Origin of the sequence: Psychrosphaera haliotis (assembly GCF_009728465.1) — a bacterium.
GTDB lineage: Bacteria > Pseudomonadota > Gammaproteobacteria > Enterobacterales > Alteromonadaceae > Psychrosphaera > Psychrosphaera haliotis.
The window spans coordinates 209,956-222,452 of the sequence record NZ_WOCD01000003.1 but is presented as its reverse complement, the minus strand read 5'-3'; the positions used below and the strand labels follow the sequence as shown (position 1 = coordinate 222,452).

The 12,497-nt window shown below is 36.4% G+C and carries 20 protein-coding genes; 2 read left to right on the top strand and 18 right to left on the bottom strand.

The window, feature by feature from the left end:
* The first annotated feature begins 115 nt into the window (after window positions 1-115).
* Window positions 116-361 (top strand): type II toxin-antitoxin system CcdA family antitoxin, encoded by a 246-nt coding sequence (locus GNP35_RS05645; protein WP_155695221.1) that lies wholly within the window; start codon window positions 116-118, stop codon window positions 359-361.
* Window positions 361-678 (top strand): CcdB family protein, encoded by a 318-nt coding sequence (locus GNP35_RS05640; RefSeq protein ID WP_155695220.1) that lies wholly within the window; start codon window positions 361-363, stop codon window positions 676-678. Before GNP35_RS05645 ends, GNP35_RS05640 begins: the two co-directional genes overlap by 1 nt.
* Window positions 679-764: 86 nt before the next feature.
* Here the strand turns inward: GNP35_RS05640 and GNP35_RS05635 are convergent, their stop codons facing one another.
* The 18 genes from GNP35_RS05635 to GNP35_RS05550 all read right to left on the bottom strand — a co-directional run bounded on the left by GNP35_RS05635 (window position 765) and on the right by GNP35_RS05550 (window position 11,988).
* Complete coding sequence (locus GNP35_RS05635; protein WP_155695219.1) at window positions 765-1,088, bottom strand: hypothetical protein; 324 nt, start codon at window positions 1,086-1,088, stop codon at window positions 765-767.
* A 142-nt stretch (window positions 1,089-1,230) separates the two neighbouring features.
* Entirely contained in the window at window positions 1,231-1,500 is a 270-nt protein-coding gene (locus GNP35_RS05630) for a hypothetical protein (protein WP_155695218.1), read from the bottom strand.
* Between the two features lie 199 nt (window positions 1,501-1,699).
* Window positions 1,700-2,041 carry a hypothetical protein gene (locus GNP35_RS05625; protein ID WP_155695217.1) on the bottom strand — a complete coding sequence of 114 codons (342 nt, stop codon included), beginning with the start codon at window positions 2,039-2,041 and terminating at the stop codon, window positions 1,700-1,702.
* Window positions 2,042-2,170: 129 nt separating this feature from the next.
* On the bottom strand, window positions 2,171-2,347 hold the full coding sequence (locus GNP35_RS16505) for an N-acetyltransferase (protein WP_414153675.1): 177 nt from the start codon (window positions 2,345-2,347) through the stop codon (window positions 2,171-2,173).
* A 14-nt stretch (window positions 2,348-2,361) separates the two neighbouring features.
* A complete protein-coding gene (locus tag GNP35_RS05615) occupies window positions 2,362-2,667 on the bottom strand; it encodes a GNAT family N-acetyltransferase (protein ID WP_230961314.1) in 306 nt (101 codons plus the stop codon).
* Between the two features lie 537 nt (window positions 2,668-3,204).
* A complete protein-coding gene (locus GNP35_RS05610; protein WP_155695215.1) occupies window positions 3,205-3,528 on the bottom strand; it encodes a hypothetical protein in 324 nt (107 codons plus the stop codon).
* Window positions 3,529-3,669: 141 nt separating this feature from the next.
* On the bottom strand, window positions 3,670-4,014 hold the full coding sequence (locus tag GNP35_RS05605) for a hypothetical protein (protein WP_155695214.1): 345 nt from the start codon (window positions 4,012-4,014) through the stop codon (window positions 3,670-3,672).
* Between the two features lie 69 nt (window positions 4,015-4,083).
* Window positions 4,084-4,527, bottom strand: coding sequence for a DUF4760 domain-containing protein (locus GNP35_RS05600; RefSeq protein WP_155695213.1), 444 nt, complete (start codon window positions 4,525-4,527; stop codon window positions 4,084-4,086).
* A 137-nt stretch (window positions 4,528-4,664) separates the two neighbouring features.
* Entirely contained in the window at window positions 4,665-4,976 is a 312-nt protein-coding gene (locus GNP35_RS05595) for a hypothetical protein (RefSeq protein WP_155695212.1), read from the bottom strand.
* A gap of 1,582 nt (window positions 4,977-6,558) precedes the next feature.
* Window positions 6,559-6,852 carry a HigA family addiction module antitoxin gene (locus tag GNP35_RS05590; protein WP_085301836.1) on the bottom strand — a complete coding sequence of 98 codons (294 nt, stop codon included), beginning with the start codon at window positions 6,850-6,852 and terminating at the stop codon, window positions 6,559-6,561.
* Window positions 6,852-7,130 (bottom strand): type II toxin-antitoxin system RelE/ParE family toxin, encoded by a 279-nt coding sequence (locus GNP35_RS05585; protein WP_155695211.1) that lies wholly within the window; start codon window positions 7,128-7,130, stop codon window positions 6,852-6,854. The genes GNP35_RS05590 and GNP35_RS05585 overlap by 1 nt, the downstream gene beginning before the upstream one ends.
* 143 nt (window positions 7,131-7,273) lie before the next feature.
* Window positions 7,274-7,864, bottom strand: coding sequence for a hypothetical protein (locus GNP35_RS05580; RefSeq protein ID WP_155695210.1), 591 nt, complete (start codon window positions 7,862-7,864; stop codon window positions 7,274-7,276).
* A gap of 140 nt (window positions 7,865-8,004) precedes the next feature.
* Complete coding sequence (locus GNP35_RS05575) at window positions 8,005-8,334, bottom strand: hypothetical protein (protein WP_155695209.1); 330 nt, start codon at window positions 8,332-8,334, stop codon at window positions 8,005-8,007.
* Between the two features lie 87 nt (window positions 8,335-8,421).
* Complete coding sequence (locus GNP35_RS05570) at window positions 8,422-9,036, bottom strand: hypothetical protein (RefSeq protein WP_155695208.1); 615 nt, start codon at window positions 9,034-9,036, stop codon at window positions 8,422-8,424.
* Window positions 9,037-9,178: 142 nt separating this feature from the next.
* A complete protein-coding gene (locus GNP35_RS05565; protein WP_155695207.1) occupies window positions 9,179-9,598 on the bottom strand; it encodes a hypothetical protein in 420 nt (139 codons plus the stop codon).
* Window positions 9,599-9,700: 102 nt separating this feature from the next.
* Entirely contained in the window at window positions 9,701-9,967 is a 267-nt protein-coding gene (locus GNP35_RS05560; RefSeq protein WP_155695206.1) for a hypothetical protein, read from the bottom strand.
* Between the two features lie 189 nt (window positions 9,968-10,156).
* Window positions 10,157-10,945 carry a trypsin-like serine protease gene (locus GNP35_RS05555; RefSeq protein WP_155695205.1) on the bottom strand — a complete coding sequence of 263 codons (789 nt, stop codon included), beginning with the start codon at window positions 10,943-10,945 and terminating at the stop codon, window positions 10,157-10,159.
* 623 nt (window positions 10,946-11,568) lie between these two features.
* Window positions 11,569-11,988, bottom strand: coding sequence for a GNAT family N-acetyltransferase (locus GNP35_RS05550; RefSeq protein WP_155695204.1), 420 nt, complete (start codon window positions 11,986-11,988; stop codon window positions 11,569-11,571).
* Window positions 11,989-12,497: the final 509 nt, after the last annotated feature.

Sequence of the window (12,497 nt, the reverse complement as noted above, 5' to 3'; positions counted from 1 at the left end):
CTTTAGCGGTGTTTGCGTTGTAAACCAATTGGTTTTTGTCCTACTTTATTGACTTGTTATTTGCCCGTTGTTGCAATAGTATTAATGCGCAACGATTATGCGCATGAGGTGCAACATGAGAAATGAAAGCTTTAATAAGCCATCCAAAAAAGCCACTAACCTGAGCTTAAGCAGTGATTTACTAGCTGAAGCTAAGCGATTAAATATCAACCTATCAGCAACGATGGAAAAGGCATTAAAACAAGAGGTAAGCGAAAGGTTAAGTGAAGAGTGGTTAGAGAAAAATAGCGATGCAGTTAATGCATGTAATAAGTTAACTGAAAGTTTTGGCCTATTCTCTGACGCTTACAGGAAGTTTTGATGTCTCAATTTTTTCTATATAAGAACCAAGACAGCTCTTCATCAAAAGCGTACCCATACTTTGTTAACGTACAGTCAGATTTGTTAAGCAGTTTGGATTCCAGAATGGTTATACCATTAACTCCATTAGAGCTAATCGAATCGAAAGCGCCGAGTTACTTGTGTCCAATTATTCATATAGAGCAAGGTGATTTTGTTATTTTGACTCAACAAATGACGAGCGTGCCAGTGAAGATACTAAAAGATGAAGTAAACGACCTAAGCACATTTCGAAATGAAATTATCGCTGCACTCGATTTCCTGATTACGGGCATATAACGCCTGGTTAAGAGGCGAGTTTTAGCTTGCTAAAATGTTTGCCGAAGGCTCGAGTAAGCTTTTACGAGACCTTCTTAAACCACTTGTTAGCCTGGTTTACTCGCATTCAGCTTTTTAATTACTTCTAATTCTTTAGGGCAGTTTTTTTCAACCAATTTATAAACTTCAGAATAATCTATACCCAAGTCTTTTTCAGAAGCCTTACTTTGATTGACTTTTTCGAGAACACTTAATAAAACAACTTGTGATGAGTTCACACCTTTGAGTTTATTAACATCAATAGGGACTGTTTTCATGCACTCTAATAAAGCTTTAAAACTATTTTCAAGGACTACCTTATTATCAGCTTTCACTGTGGCTGAGAGTAATAACATACAAATTGAGAAAATAACTAAACATCTGTTTAACATATAAAATCCTTTAAATGACGCCAATTTATCGAAACAGGCTAACGCCTGGTTAAGAGGCGAGTTTTAGCTTGCTAAACTGTGTGCCGAAGGCTCGAGCAAGCTTTTACGAGACCTTCTTTAACCACTTGTTATATGACGATACCTATACATTGTTTCGCTTAGGAGTAAAGTAGCCGACAAGCAAAGCAAAAATAATACTTAGTACCGAATAAAACCTTAAATTGTCATCCCATCGTAACAATAATCGAGGGTGTTCAGTTAAATTCTTACAATCATTTAGCTTATTAGATTCGCAAGACCTCAATACTTCAATTGCCTCATTAGCAAGCTCAACTTGTGCAAACGATAAGGCAGCAAAGTAAATAGATAGGCCAACTGCAATTCCAAGAAGTAATCGCCTTTTTAAGCTCACATAGATTCCAAATAAGTCATATAACGCCTGGTTAAGAGGCGAGTTTTAGCTTGCTAAACTGTTTGCCGAAGGCTCGAGCAAGCTTTGACGAGACCTTCTTGAACCACTTGTTAGTTTGATTTTACACCTTTAGAAAAAGCATCATACGTTGCTATAGATAAGTAGCCAATTTTACGATGTGTATCTAATTTATCTTGGCTCATTTCATTTGGGAATGCTTTCGATGGGTCTTCATTAATATCAGACGTAAAAATATCTTATAGTAATATAGTTTTTCTTTTCTAAATTCTTTTAATAAAGTGAAATGGGTCTTGCCTAAATCTGTTCCAATTTCAACAGCTGCAGCAATAATCGAGAACGGCCCTCCTTGCGCATCAGTATTAATAATATCAACTTCTAAAATAGAATAATTAACACCTCTTTCTATTTCTTGTATCGTTGCTTTGAATCCTTTTTGATCGTAAGCCTTATAATAATACTTACTTTCTGTTGCGCTTATATTCATCGATACGAGTAAAAACAAAAATATTAGACGTTTCATACGATCTTCCTTAATCAAACTAACGCTTGCCTAAGCGGCAAATTAACAATGGGTTAAAATTATTGAGCGCAGCGACAATAACCCATTGTTAACTGTCCGAGCGAGCTTGTGAGCGAATTGAGGCACTTGTTATACAACTGATAACTCATAAATATGATCTTCATGTATTTCAGTTTCCATTATGAAATCACAAGTTTTTTGCAATGTAAAACCCTGCTTTTCATAAAATGATTTAGCTTTTGAATTACCAGAATAAACGGATAAGTTTAATTTTTTTATTCCACAGGATATTACATAACTTATCACAGTTTTATATAACTCTAATGCGACGCCTTTACCTTGAAAGCTTGGTAAACATAAAGTTTGGAAAGCATTGCTAAGTTTTCTGTCATAATTTCAACAACAGCTAGGCCAATAATTTCTTTTTCTTCAAGAGCCACCCAAACTTTATGTTTTTTTGAACTAAGGAGTTGCTTAAAATTATGTGCGGAAAGGTGCTTTGAAATATAAACAGACTGTAAGTCACGATTAGAATCTTCAGGGCATGCAAGATGAAATGTAGATTTTACTATATCCTCCAGTCCATTAATATGTGATGGTTCAGCTAGAGAATTTTCATACGACAACACCTAAGTTGTATAACGCCTCAATAAGAGGCTAAAAATTAATTGGTTATACTCTAGCGGTGTTTGCGTTGTAAACCAATTGATTTTAGTCCTGCTTAATTGACTTGTTATTGCTACTACTTCTCGCTGTCATCTAAAGGCTCACCATTTTCATCAACCTTTTTGATGTATTCTTTTTTTATATTCTCAATTTTTTGATTTCTTGCTGAGGTATCGGAAATATAGATATTATTGGAAATATAGCTAAAAAGAAAAGCGCACCTTTTGACATTTTTTTGCTCCAAACGACCAAGTTTATTAAGGTCTTTATCACGGCAAAACTTAGTGTTATTAGTGAAAAGTAGAAAATAAAATCGTCAATCGTAATTTTGAGAAAGATGTCCATCGAGTGTTTCCCTATTATCGTTTTAGTATAAGTGAGGGATTTGTTCGATTTTTCAAGTAGCTATAACGCCTGGTTAAGAGGCGAGTTTTAGCTTGCTAGACTATTTGCCGAAGGTTCGAGCAAGCTATTACGAGACCCTCTTGAACCACTTGTTAGCCTGGTTTAGTGGCACTGAACCGTTTAACTACTTCTAATTCTTTAGGGCAGTTTTTTTCAACCAAAATAAAAATTTCAGAATAATTTATATCCAAGTTTCTTTCAGAAGCCTTACTTTGATTGACTTCTTCAAGAACACTTAATAAAACGACTTGCGATGAGCCCATACCTTTGAGTTTTTTAACATCAATAGGGACTTTTTTCATACACCCTAATAAAGCTTTAAAACCATTTTCAGGGACTACCTTATTATCAGCTTTCACTGTAGCTGAGAGTAATAACATACAAATTGATGAAATAACTAAACATCTGTTTAACATATAAAACCCTTTAAATGACGCCAATTTATCGAAACAGGCTAACGCCCACTTAAGCGGACAAAAATTGTTGGCTATAATGTGAAGCGAAGCGGAACGTAGCCAACTGTTTTTGTTCCGTTTAAAGTGCTTGTTAGCTTTACTTTAGCCACCTTCTTCAGGTTGCTCTGCCTGCTCTTGTGCTGCTTCTGCATTGTAGGATTCCCAGACAGCAGAACCACCAATCGAACCAGCAACCCCTATTAGCAAACTCAATATGATACTCAAAACAAACCCTTTTGTTTTTTGCCACCATTGTTCCTCGTAGGTTGGAGTCCAAGTAATATTGTCGCAGTTTTGACACTTAATTTTTGTACCATAATTTATACTGGTTATGTCTAATTTATGATCGCACTCTGGATTTGGACAAGGAACTTCACGAACAGTCCTTTCTACAACTTGTATAGGATCATTCCCTATTGGGTTGGGGATATTAGATAAGCTACTCATTTTAACTTACCCTTATAGGTTTAGAAAAAGACCATTGCCCAATCATTCTCTCCGACGAACGGTATGCAGTCACGTTGTATTTTTTTCACGAGTAACATGTACAAAGGGTTCTAAAATTTTAAATGTATCGACTAGAGATTGTTGAAAGTATTTTCTTAAAGTGTATTCATCAGCTAAATTTGACTCTATAGCTTGAGCCATTTCTTCAATGAAATTTAAAATGGTAACTATATCGTCAAAGCCTTCCTTATTTTTTACTCTAAACTCTTCATAAAACTGAGGTTCTAAACCATGCAGGAATTCAATATTTCGATTATTAAAAATTCTAGCTGTTATATGAAAAAAGGCAGGCTCGTTCCATTTTTGAATGAATCTCGTTGCATATTCCACTTTTTCTCGTCTTTCTCTTCTTTTGGAGAAATAGAGAAAAAAGAAAACACCATAAGCAATCATAAGGCTTGCTAAAGCATTTAGCATTTCAAAAAAGTAGCCTCCACCAATAAATTCTGACATTTGAACTGTATTCTCCTTGTATAGCTAACGCTCGCCTAAGCGGCGAATTAGCAATGGGCTAAAATATTGAGCGCAGCGACAATAGCCCATTGTTAATTGTCCGAGCGAGCTTGCGAGCCTTAAGGCACTTGTTAGGCTTAATGTGACACCTTAAAATTGAGCGATTCTATAAGTTTTACAGTATCGTAAACTATTTTATGCTTAGCCAATTGCTCTGCTTGAACGATTACAACAACAGATTCACACGTTTGTTTAACAGCATTATATTTTTTATTTAAAAGTTGTTCCGAGAATATAGAGTCTCCAATACTAACCCTGTTATCAGCTGATATTGAAACCCAAATAGTTCCTTCTGTAATCGATCCATAACAGGTACTAATCTCAGGTAATTTATCCTCACACCCAACGATCATTAATATAAATAAAGCTACAAACCTGAATTTATGCACATACTTTCCTTGTAAGCCTAACGCCTGGTTAAGAGGCGAGTTTTAGCTTGCTATAATGTTTGCCGAAGGCTCGAGCAAGCTTTTACGAGACCCTCTTGAACCACTTGTTAACTATCACTAGCCAACGTTGAATATTCAGAAAACCACTTTACCTAAATTCCTTTCTAAATCAACTCGCTAATTACTCAGAAAAACTAAGGCCTACTACTCGAATAGTTCGGAAGCCAAGCCATGAGCGCGGCGATGGTAAGAACCAAAAGAAAAAAGCTCCAAAGCTTTTAGCAACTTTAAGCAACAGAAGTTGAAACTAATTTAAACCTTGCTGAACGTTCTTATTGATTTGAACTTTCAATAGCCAAGCGGCTAGGCTTGGCGTTTCGTGATACTGGCCAATAGTTTTTGAAAGCAGACTCAAAAATTCAGAATAAAGAGAAAAGGGGACTTTAATTTAATGACACCAATATATTGCGACAGATTAATTATATTGCAGAATTTTACGTGAAGTTAACGCCTGGTTAAGAGGCGAGTTTTAGCTTGCTATAATGTTTGCCGAAGGCTCGAGCAAGCTTTTACGAGACCCTCTTGAACCACTTGTTAACTATCACTAGCCAACGTTGAAATTAATAGAAAACCACTTTACCTAATTTCCTTTCTAAATCAACTCGCTAATTGTTCAGAAAACCGAAGGCCTACTACTCGAATAGTTGATAAGCCAAGCCATGAGCGCGGCGATAGTAAGTACCAAAAGATAAAAGTCCCAAAACCGTTAGCAACTTTAAGCAACAGAAGTTGAAACTAATTTAAACCTTGCTGAACGTTCTTATTAATTTGAACTTTCAATAGCCAAGCGGCTAGGCTTGGCGTTTCGTGATATTGGCAAATAACTTTTTAAAGCAGACTCAAAAATTCAGAATAGAGAGAAATGGGGACTTTAATTTAATGACACCAATATATTGCGACAGATTAATTATATTGCAGAATTTTACGTGAAGTTAACGCCTGGTTAAGAGGCGAGTTTTAGCTTGCTAAACTATTTGCCGAAGGCTCGTGCAAGCTTTTACGAGACCCTCTTGAACCACTTGTTAACTATCACTAGCCAACGTTTAATATTCAGAAAACCACCTTACCTAAATTCCTTTCTAAATCAAACGTCTATTTACTCAGAAAACCGAAGGCCTACTACTCGAATAGTTGAAAAGCCAAGCCATGAGCGCGGCGATAGTAAGTACTAAAAGAAAAAAACTCCAAAATCTTTAGCAACCTTAAGCGACAGAAGTTGAAACTAATTTAAACCTTGCTGAACGTTTTTATTGATTTGAACTTTCAATAGCCAAGCGGCTAGGCTTGGCGTTTTGTGATACTGGCCAATAGTTTTTGAAAGCAGACTCAAAAATTCAGAATAAAGAGAAAAGGGGACTTTAATTTAATGACACCAATATATTGCGACAGATTAATTATATTGCAGAAATTTATGTGAAGTTAACGCCCGCCTAACACGCAATGTGTTGGCGCGGCTTTTTGCGTTGTTTGCCAAAACCGTGACAACGAAACATTGTCGGAGTTGAGGCGCTTGTTATATTCCTTACGCCATTGCAAAATCAATTTGATGAACTCTAGCTAAGTTTACATTATGTTTTGCTTGCCAAAGATCATAATTGTCTTGCATCGATAGCCAACTTTCAGGGCTACGGCCAAGCGCTTTCGATAGTCGTAAAGCCATTTCTGGAGTAATAGCACTTTTAGCTTTTAAGATACGGCTTAAAGTTGAAGGAGAAACATCTAATTGTTTTGCAACAAATCGGCAACTATAGCCAAATGGTTCCATATAAACATCGGAAATAAATTCACCCGGATGCGGTGGATTATGCATATTCATTAGTGATAATCCTCATAATTTAAAATAAAAGCATTGCCATCTTTAAATTCGAATGTGACTCGCCAATTACCATTTACAGTAATAGACCAAATTCCATCTCTTTTCCCTTTTAAGGCATGTAACTTAAACCCAGGTAAGTCGATGTCGTCTAAAACAGTCGCAGTATCAATAGCGGCAAGTTGCATTCTAAGTCGACGCTCATGCTTGGCTTGAATGCCAGCTTTACTGCCGGACTCAAAGAACTTTTTCAGTCCTTTATGTTTAAATGATTTAATCATAACCGGAAGTGTAGCGCGTTGCGCAACAGGTGTCTAGAGGAATATAACGCCTCGTTAAGAGGCCGAAAATTGTTGGCTATAATGTTGAGGAACGAAAACAGCCAACTGTTTTTTGTCCTTTTAAACGACTTGTTAGGCTTTTACTACTCGGTGTGTAACGCAAGATTAGAAACCAATGCTGTGATATATATTTTAATCTTAGGGTAAAGGCGATCATAAACAATATCTAAGTCCTTAAATTCATCTCCTTCTTTCCAATTAGGGAATGCATTAGAGAGATCTTTATAAACACAGCCTTGATGTTTAATTGAGTTATTTATTAGTCGAAGCTCATTAAAAGCATCATATTGATCAATATCCGATAAGTTAAATGGAAGAGCATTATTAAGTGAACCAACATTAAAAAATTTACTATCAGGTATTGAAGGCAAGTGACGTTTAGTAACGCGTTTAGTGTGAAGCTCAATTTGTTTATATAGCGCAGAAATACTTAACTCATTAGCTAATTTTCGAACTTCTCCCTGCATATAAAACTGATCTTCGAGCATCGATTTATAGCTTTCCATATCATAAGGACTTTCAAATTGTTCCTCTGATATTGACTCATATTCTTCCGTAAGCTTTCTTTCACTTTTATTTAATGATGACTCAAGGTGAACTTTAAATTCATCAATAGCTTCTGTTTCTAACCTCTTTTGCAAATTATCTAACATTTGCGAAAAACTAATAGCCATCTGAATACTTCCTTTTTAAAAGCCTAACGCCCGCCTAACACGCAATGTGTTGGCATGGCTTTTTGCGATGTTTGCCAAAACCATGACAACTTAACATTGACGGAGTTTAGGCGCTTGTTATACGTGAGCTACTGCACGTTTTAATTATCATCTTCCACTGAACTATCAGGCTGTTCTGGGTCTCTAAAAGTAATACTTAAACCGTATATTTTTGAGTTTATCCACATGCCTAGAATACCGAGTAACCACATAAAAAAAGTAAACCAAATTGCTAAAAACATACCAAGAGGGATAGAAATAAGCAATCCAGCGATACCGGTATAATGCTCATCATTCCATGTAACAGTTTCACCACCAAAAAGAGCAAAAATACCCATTGCAAAAGAAAAGATAAATAGTCCAAAGCCAAAGGTGTTTAGATACAGTTTGAAAAGAGACTTTTTAGTTATTGATTTTGCGGTTACTTCCATATTAAAAACTCCATTTTGACGTATAACGCCTCATTCAGAGGCAAATAATTGTTGGCTAAAATAGCGACGTTGGAGCAAAGCCAACTGTTATTTGTCCTGCTGTAATGACTTGTTATATTTTTTATACAACAATGCTGCACTTTCGGGCTTGAGAGCCTCATCTAGACTTAAGTAGCCCCATAGGAAAGCTGATAATACGAAAATAAGATAAATTGGGAAGCTTGAAGTATCATCGAATGGAACTTGAGGAATTATAACAATAAGACCAATAGCAATAAAAAACGATACACAATACGAACAATATAATGACCATTTTTTAAATGTTAACCTTCTGGTGGTTATCTTATTTTTATAACGTATTTCTTTATAGTCACCACAAAACTCGATATAACGTCTTCCCTGTATATAAGACAAAATATCAGATGTTGGAGTCTTGGATTTTAAAAAGAAATTAATTACCGGATAATCAATTAGTACGCCAAACCTATTTTGAAAAATTTGTTCAACGGTAAAATGATATTTAGGCGAACCTTTTTTTTCTATTTCCGCAATCATTTCCGAAATTCTAGTAGTTTTTTCTTCTCTACCGCGATCTATTCGACTCTTAATTACTTTAAACAAAAACACAAATAGTAATACTATTAGAGCTCCCATTTTGGGACTGCCTAATTCACCATAGCCGAATCTTATTAATGCTTCCATTGCTCACCGCCTCCTGAGAAAAATATAACGCCTGCCTAAGCGGCGATTAATAATGGGCTAAAATATTGAGCGCAGCGACAATAGCCCATTGTTAATTGTCCGAGCGAACTTGAGAGCGAATTGAGGCTCTTGTTAGGTGTACCTACACGTTTTGTGTATATGGTTTTATACCAATTAAATCGGAAACACCTGATCCAGATTTTAAAGCTAGTTTAATAGCCGATATAAAGACATCCAATGATAAAGCTTCAAATTGAACGGTAAATTTTGCAATACTTGCGCAGTCATTTGACAGAGAAACTAATACAGCCGTATGACCAGCAGAATCGAAGCAATGAAATTTAAACTCACAATGCCCATTTGGAGAGCCAACGTCACCAACTTTAAAGGTAACTTCATCTGAGTTAGATTGAGGAAAGGAAGATAATTGTTCAGCTAGTTTTTCCAATACTTGAGCATTTATATATTGCTCCGTCTCACCAGCGAAGGATTCATTGCATGCCTTTACCCATATTTTCGCAGGGTCATCGCGTAAAAATTCGATCTCCAATCTGGGTTGCATCTGCATGTACACCTAACGCCTGGTTAAGAGGCGAGTTTTAGCTTGCTAAAATGTTTGCCGAAGGCTCGAGCAAGCTTTTACGAGACCTTCTTAAACCACTTGTTAGCCTGGTTTACTCGCATTCAGCTTTTTAATTACTTCTAATTCTTTAGGGCAGTTTTTTTCAACCAATTTATAAACTTCAGAATAATCTATACCCAAGTCTTTTTCAGAAGCCTTACTTTGATTGACTTTTTCGAGAACACTTAATAAAACAACTTGTGATGAGTTCACACCTTTGAGTTTATTAACATCAATAGGGACTGTTTTCATGCACTCTAATAAAGCTTTAAAACTATTTTTAGGGACTACCTTATTATCAGCTTTCACTGTGGCTGAGAGTAATAACATACAAATTGAGAAAATAACTAAACATCTGTTTAACATATAAAATCCCTTTAAATGACGCCAATTTATCGAAACAGGCTAACGCTTCATTAAGAAGCGAGTTTAGGCTTGCTAAACTTTTGTGACGAAGGAACTCGAGCAAGCCGTGACGAGTCTTTCTTTAATGACTTGTTAGCTACCAACCACACTGAATATCCAATTCTGATAGCTTGATATCCTAACCTGATAGGCAGTTGTTCCGTATAAGCCACCTTTGAAATTGGATATATCTCCAAATGCTAATTGCCAACTAGATAAACCTACAAGATAAGAGTTTTTACCGTCTAATATTACGGATGGTCCACCACTATCACCAGAGGCATGCATTCCTTCAAGTGGTAATGCGTTTTTAGGCTCATCAAATGTGTACGTTATCCAATTACCTTCTGCACTGTCTACAATGTTTTGAAACTTGTTAAGCACACGAAGTGGCTTAGTGCTTAAGTCTTCGCCTTTAATGCCGTCTCCTGTTGCACCTCGTCCAAATACGGTAATTGTTTTCTTTTGTTCTGAATGACCTGTGTAAATTTCGATTGGTTCAGCATTAATAACATGAGTTTTAAGTTTAATTAAAGCAATGTCGTGTCTAGATTTAAAAAATGACATTAAAGGCTTTAAGTCCCCTTGAAGTAACCCTTTATCTGGCTCTCGATAACCAGGGTGAATATGGACACTTTCAATCTGATAGTTTTTTGAGTTAATACTCAACTCCTCCCCAACATAATCATAAAAAATAGTGTGTGCCACTGTCAGAACCCATCTTGAGTTGATTAAAACGCCATGACCTTCATGCGGCATATCAACTAAATAACCCGGAACGTTTTTTACAATATAATTTTCAGAAGGGATGTCATGCCGTTTAATCGAAGCATTATTACCAAAGCAGAAGAAAGCTAGAGTTAAGAGAAACAAATATTTCATTTTATGCTGATCATCCTTGTGGGTAGCTAACGCCTGGTTAAGAGGCGAGTTTTAGCTTGCTAAACTGTTTGCCGAAGGCTCGTGCAAGCTTTTACGAGACCCTCTTGAACCACTTGTTAACTATCACTAGCTAACGCTGAACATTCAGAAAACTACTTTACCTAAATACCTTTCTAAATCAAACGTCTATTTACTCAGAAAAACCGAAGGCCTATTACTCAAATAGTTGAGAAGCCAAGCCATGAGCGCGGCGATAGTAAGTACTTAAAGATAAAAACTCCAAAACCGTTAGCAATTTTAAACACAATTTGTTGAAACTAATTCAAGCCTTGCTGAACGTTCTTATTGATTTGAACTTTCAATAGCCAAGCGGCTAGGCTTGGCGTTTTGAGATACTGGCCAATAGCCTTTTAAAGCAGATTCAAAAATTCAGAATAAAGAGAAAAGGGGACTTTAATTTAATGACATCAATATATTGCGACAGATTAATTATATTGCAGAATTTTACGTGAAGTTAACGCTTGCCTAAGCGGCAATTACTAATGGGCTAAAATAATTAAGCGCAGCGACAATAGCCCATTGTTAATTGTCCGAGCGAGCCTGAGAGCGAATTGAGGCACTTGTTATATACCCAATTGTTTCTGTAAAAAATAACTAGTGTGCCCTTTAGGCATATCATCCAATTCACCAAACACAGAGTAACCAGCCTTGACATAGAACCCCAATGCTTGGAAAGTAGTTGTTTCCAGGCGAATATTAGTGGTGTTTTTAGATAAAGCATATTCTTCCATACTAGATAGTAGCTTAGCTCCCCATCCATGGTTTCGGATACTTTCATCAATCCATAAACCTTGAATATGCAACCAGTCCCAATTTATTTCACCTAAAATCCCACCAACAATGACACCTGACTCATCTTTTACAAATGAAGATACTTTTTCCCTAAATACATCCCCTGTGTGAGATTCGTTATATTTCGTTAAGCCAGCTTTCAGGGCTTCAAATTCATTATCTTGAGGTGGGAGAGGGGTAGTTAATTCCATATTTATGCTACGAACTCCGTTTTGGTATATAACGCCTGGTTAAGAGGCGAGTTTTAGCTTGCTAGACTGTTTGCCGAAGGCTCGTGCAAGCTTTGACGAGACCCTCTTGAACCACTTGTTAACTATCACTAGCCAACGTTTAATATTCAGAAAACCACTTTACCTAAATTCCTTTCTAAATCAACTCGCTAATTATTCAGAAAACCAAAGGCCTACTACTCAAATAGTTCGGAAGCCAAGCCATGAGCGCGGCGATGGTAAGTACTAAAAGAAAAAAAGCTCCAAAATTCTTAGCAACATTAAGCAACAGAAGTTGAAACTAATTTAAACCTTGCTGAACGTTCTTATTGATTTGAACTTTCAATAGCCAAGCAGCTAGGCTTGGCGTTTCGTGATACTGGCCAATAGCTTTTTAAAGCAGGCTCAAAAATTCAGGATAAAGAGAAAAGGGGACGTTCAAATCCGTGAAACTCTTATATTGCGACAGATTAATTATATTGCAGAATTCT

Excerpts from the sequence above, each read along its gene's own strand:
- GNP35_RS05605 (WP_155695214.1), bottom strand. The coding sequence starts at position 4,014 with ATGAGTAGCTTATCTAATATCCCCAACCCAATAGGGAATGATCCTATA.
- GNP35_RS05565 (WP_155695207.1), bottom strand. The coding sequence starts at position 9,598 with ATGCAACCCAGATTGGAGATCGAATTTTTACGCGATGACCCTGCGAAA.
- GNP35_RS05550 (WP_155695204.1), bottom strand. The coding sequence starts at position 11,988 with ATGGAATTAACTACCCCTCTCCCACCTCAAGATAATGAATTTGAAGCC.
- GNP35_RS05590 (WP_085301836.1), bottom strand. The coding sequence starts at position 6,852 with ATGAATATGCATAATCCACCGCATCCGGGTGAATTTATTTCCGATGTT.
- GNP35_RS05625 (WP_155695217.1), bottom strand. The coding sequence starts at position 2,041 with ATGAAACGTCTAATATTTTTGTTTTTACTCGTATCGATGAATATAAGC.
- GNP35_RS05645 (WP_155695221.1), top strand. The coding sequence starts at position 116 with ATGAGAAATGAAAGCTTTAATAAGCCATCCAAAAAAGCCACTAACCTG.
- GNP35_RS05575 (WP_155695209.1), bottom strand. The coding sequence starts at position 8,334 with ATGGAAGTAACCGCAAAATCAATAACTAAAAAGTCTCTTTTCAAACTG.
- GNP35_RS05585 (WP_155695211.1), bottom strand. The coding sequence starts at position 7,130 with ATGATTAAATCATTTAAACATAAAGGACTGAAAAAGTTCTTTGAGTCC.
- GNP35_RS05580 (WP_155695210.1), bottom strand. The coding sequence starts at position 7,864 with ATGGCTATTAGTTTTTCGCAAATGTTAGATAATTTGCAAAAGAGGTTA.
- GNP35_RS05570 (WP_155695208.1), bottom strand. The coding sequence starts at position 9,036 with ATGGAAGCATTAATAAGATTCGGCTATGGTGAATTAGGCAGTCCCAAA.
- GNP35_RS05635 (WP_155695219.1), bottom strand. The coding sequence starts at position 1,088 with ATGTTAAACAGATGTTTAGTTATTTTCTCAATTTGTATGTTATTACTC.
- GNP35_RS05555 (WP_155695205.1), bottom strand. The coding sequence starts at position 10,945 with ATGAAATATTTGTTTCTCTTAACTCTAGCTTTCTTCTGCTTTGGTAAT.
- GNP35_RS05610 (WP_155695215.1), bottom strand. The coding sequence starts at position 3,528 with ATGTTAAACAGATGTTTAGTTATTTCATCAATTTGTATGTTATTACTC.
- GNP35_RS05600 (WP_155695213.1), bottom strand. The coding sequence starts at position 4,527 with ATGTCAGAATTTATTGGTGGAGGCTACTTTTTTGAAATGCTAAATGCT.
- GNP35_RS05640 (WP_155695220.1), top strand. The coding sequence starts at position 361 with ATGTCTCAATTTTTTCTATATAAGAACCAAGACAGCTCTTCATCAAAA.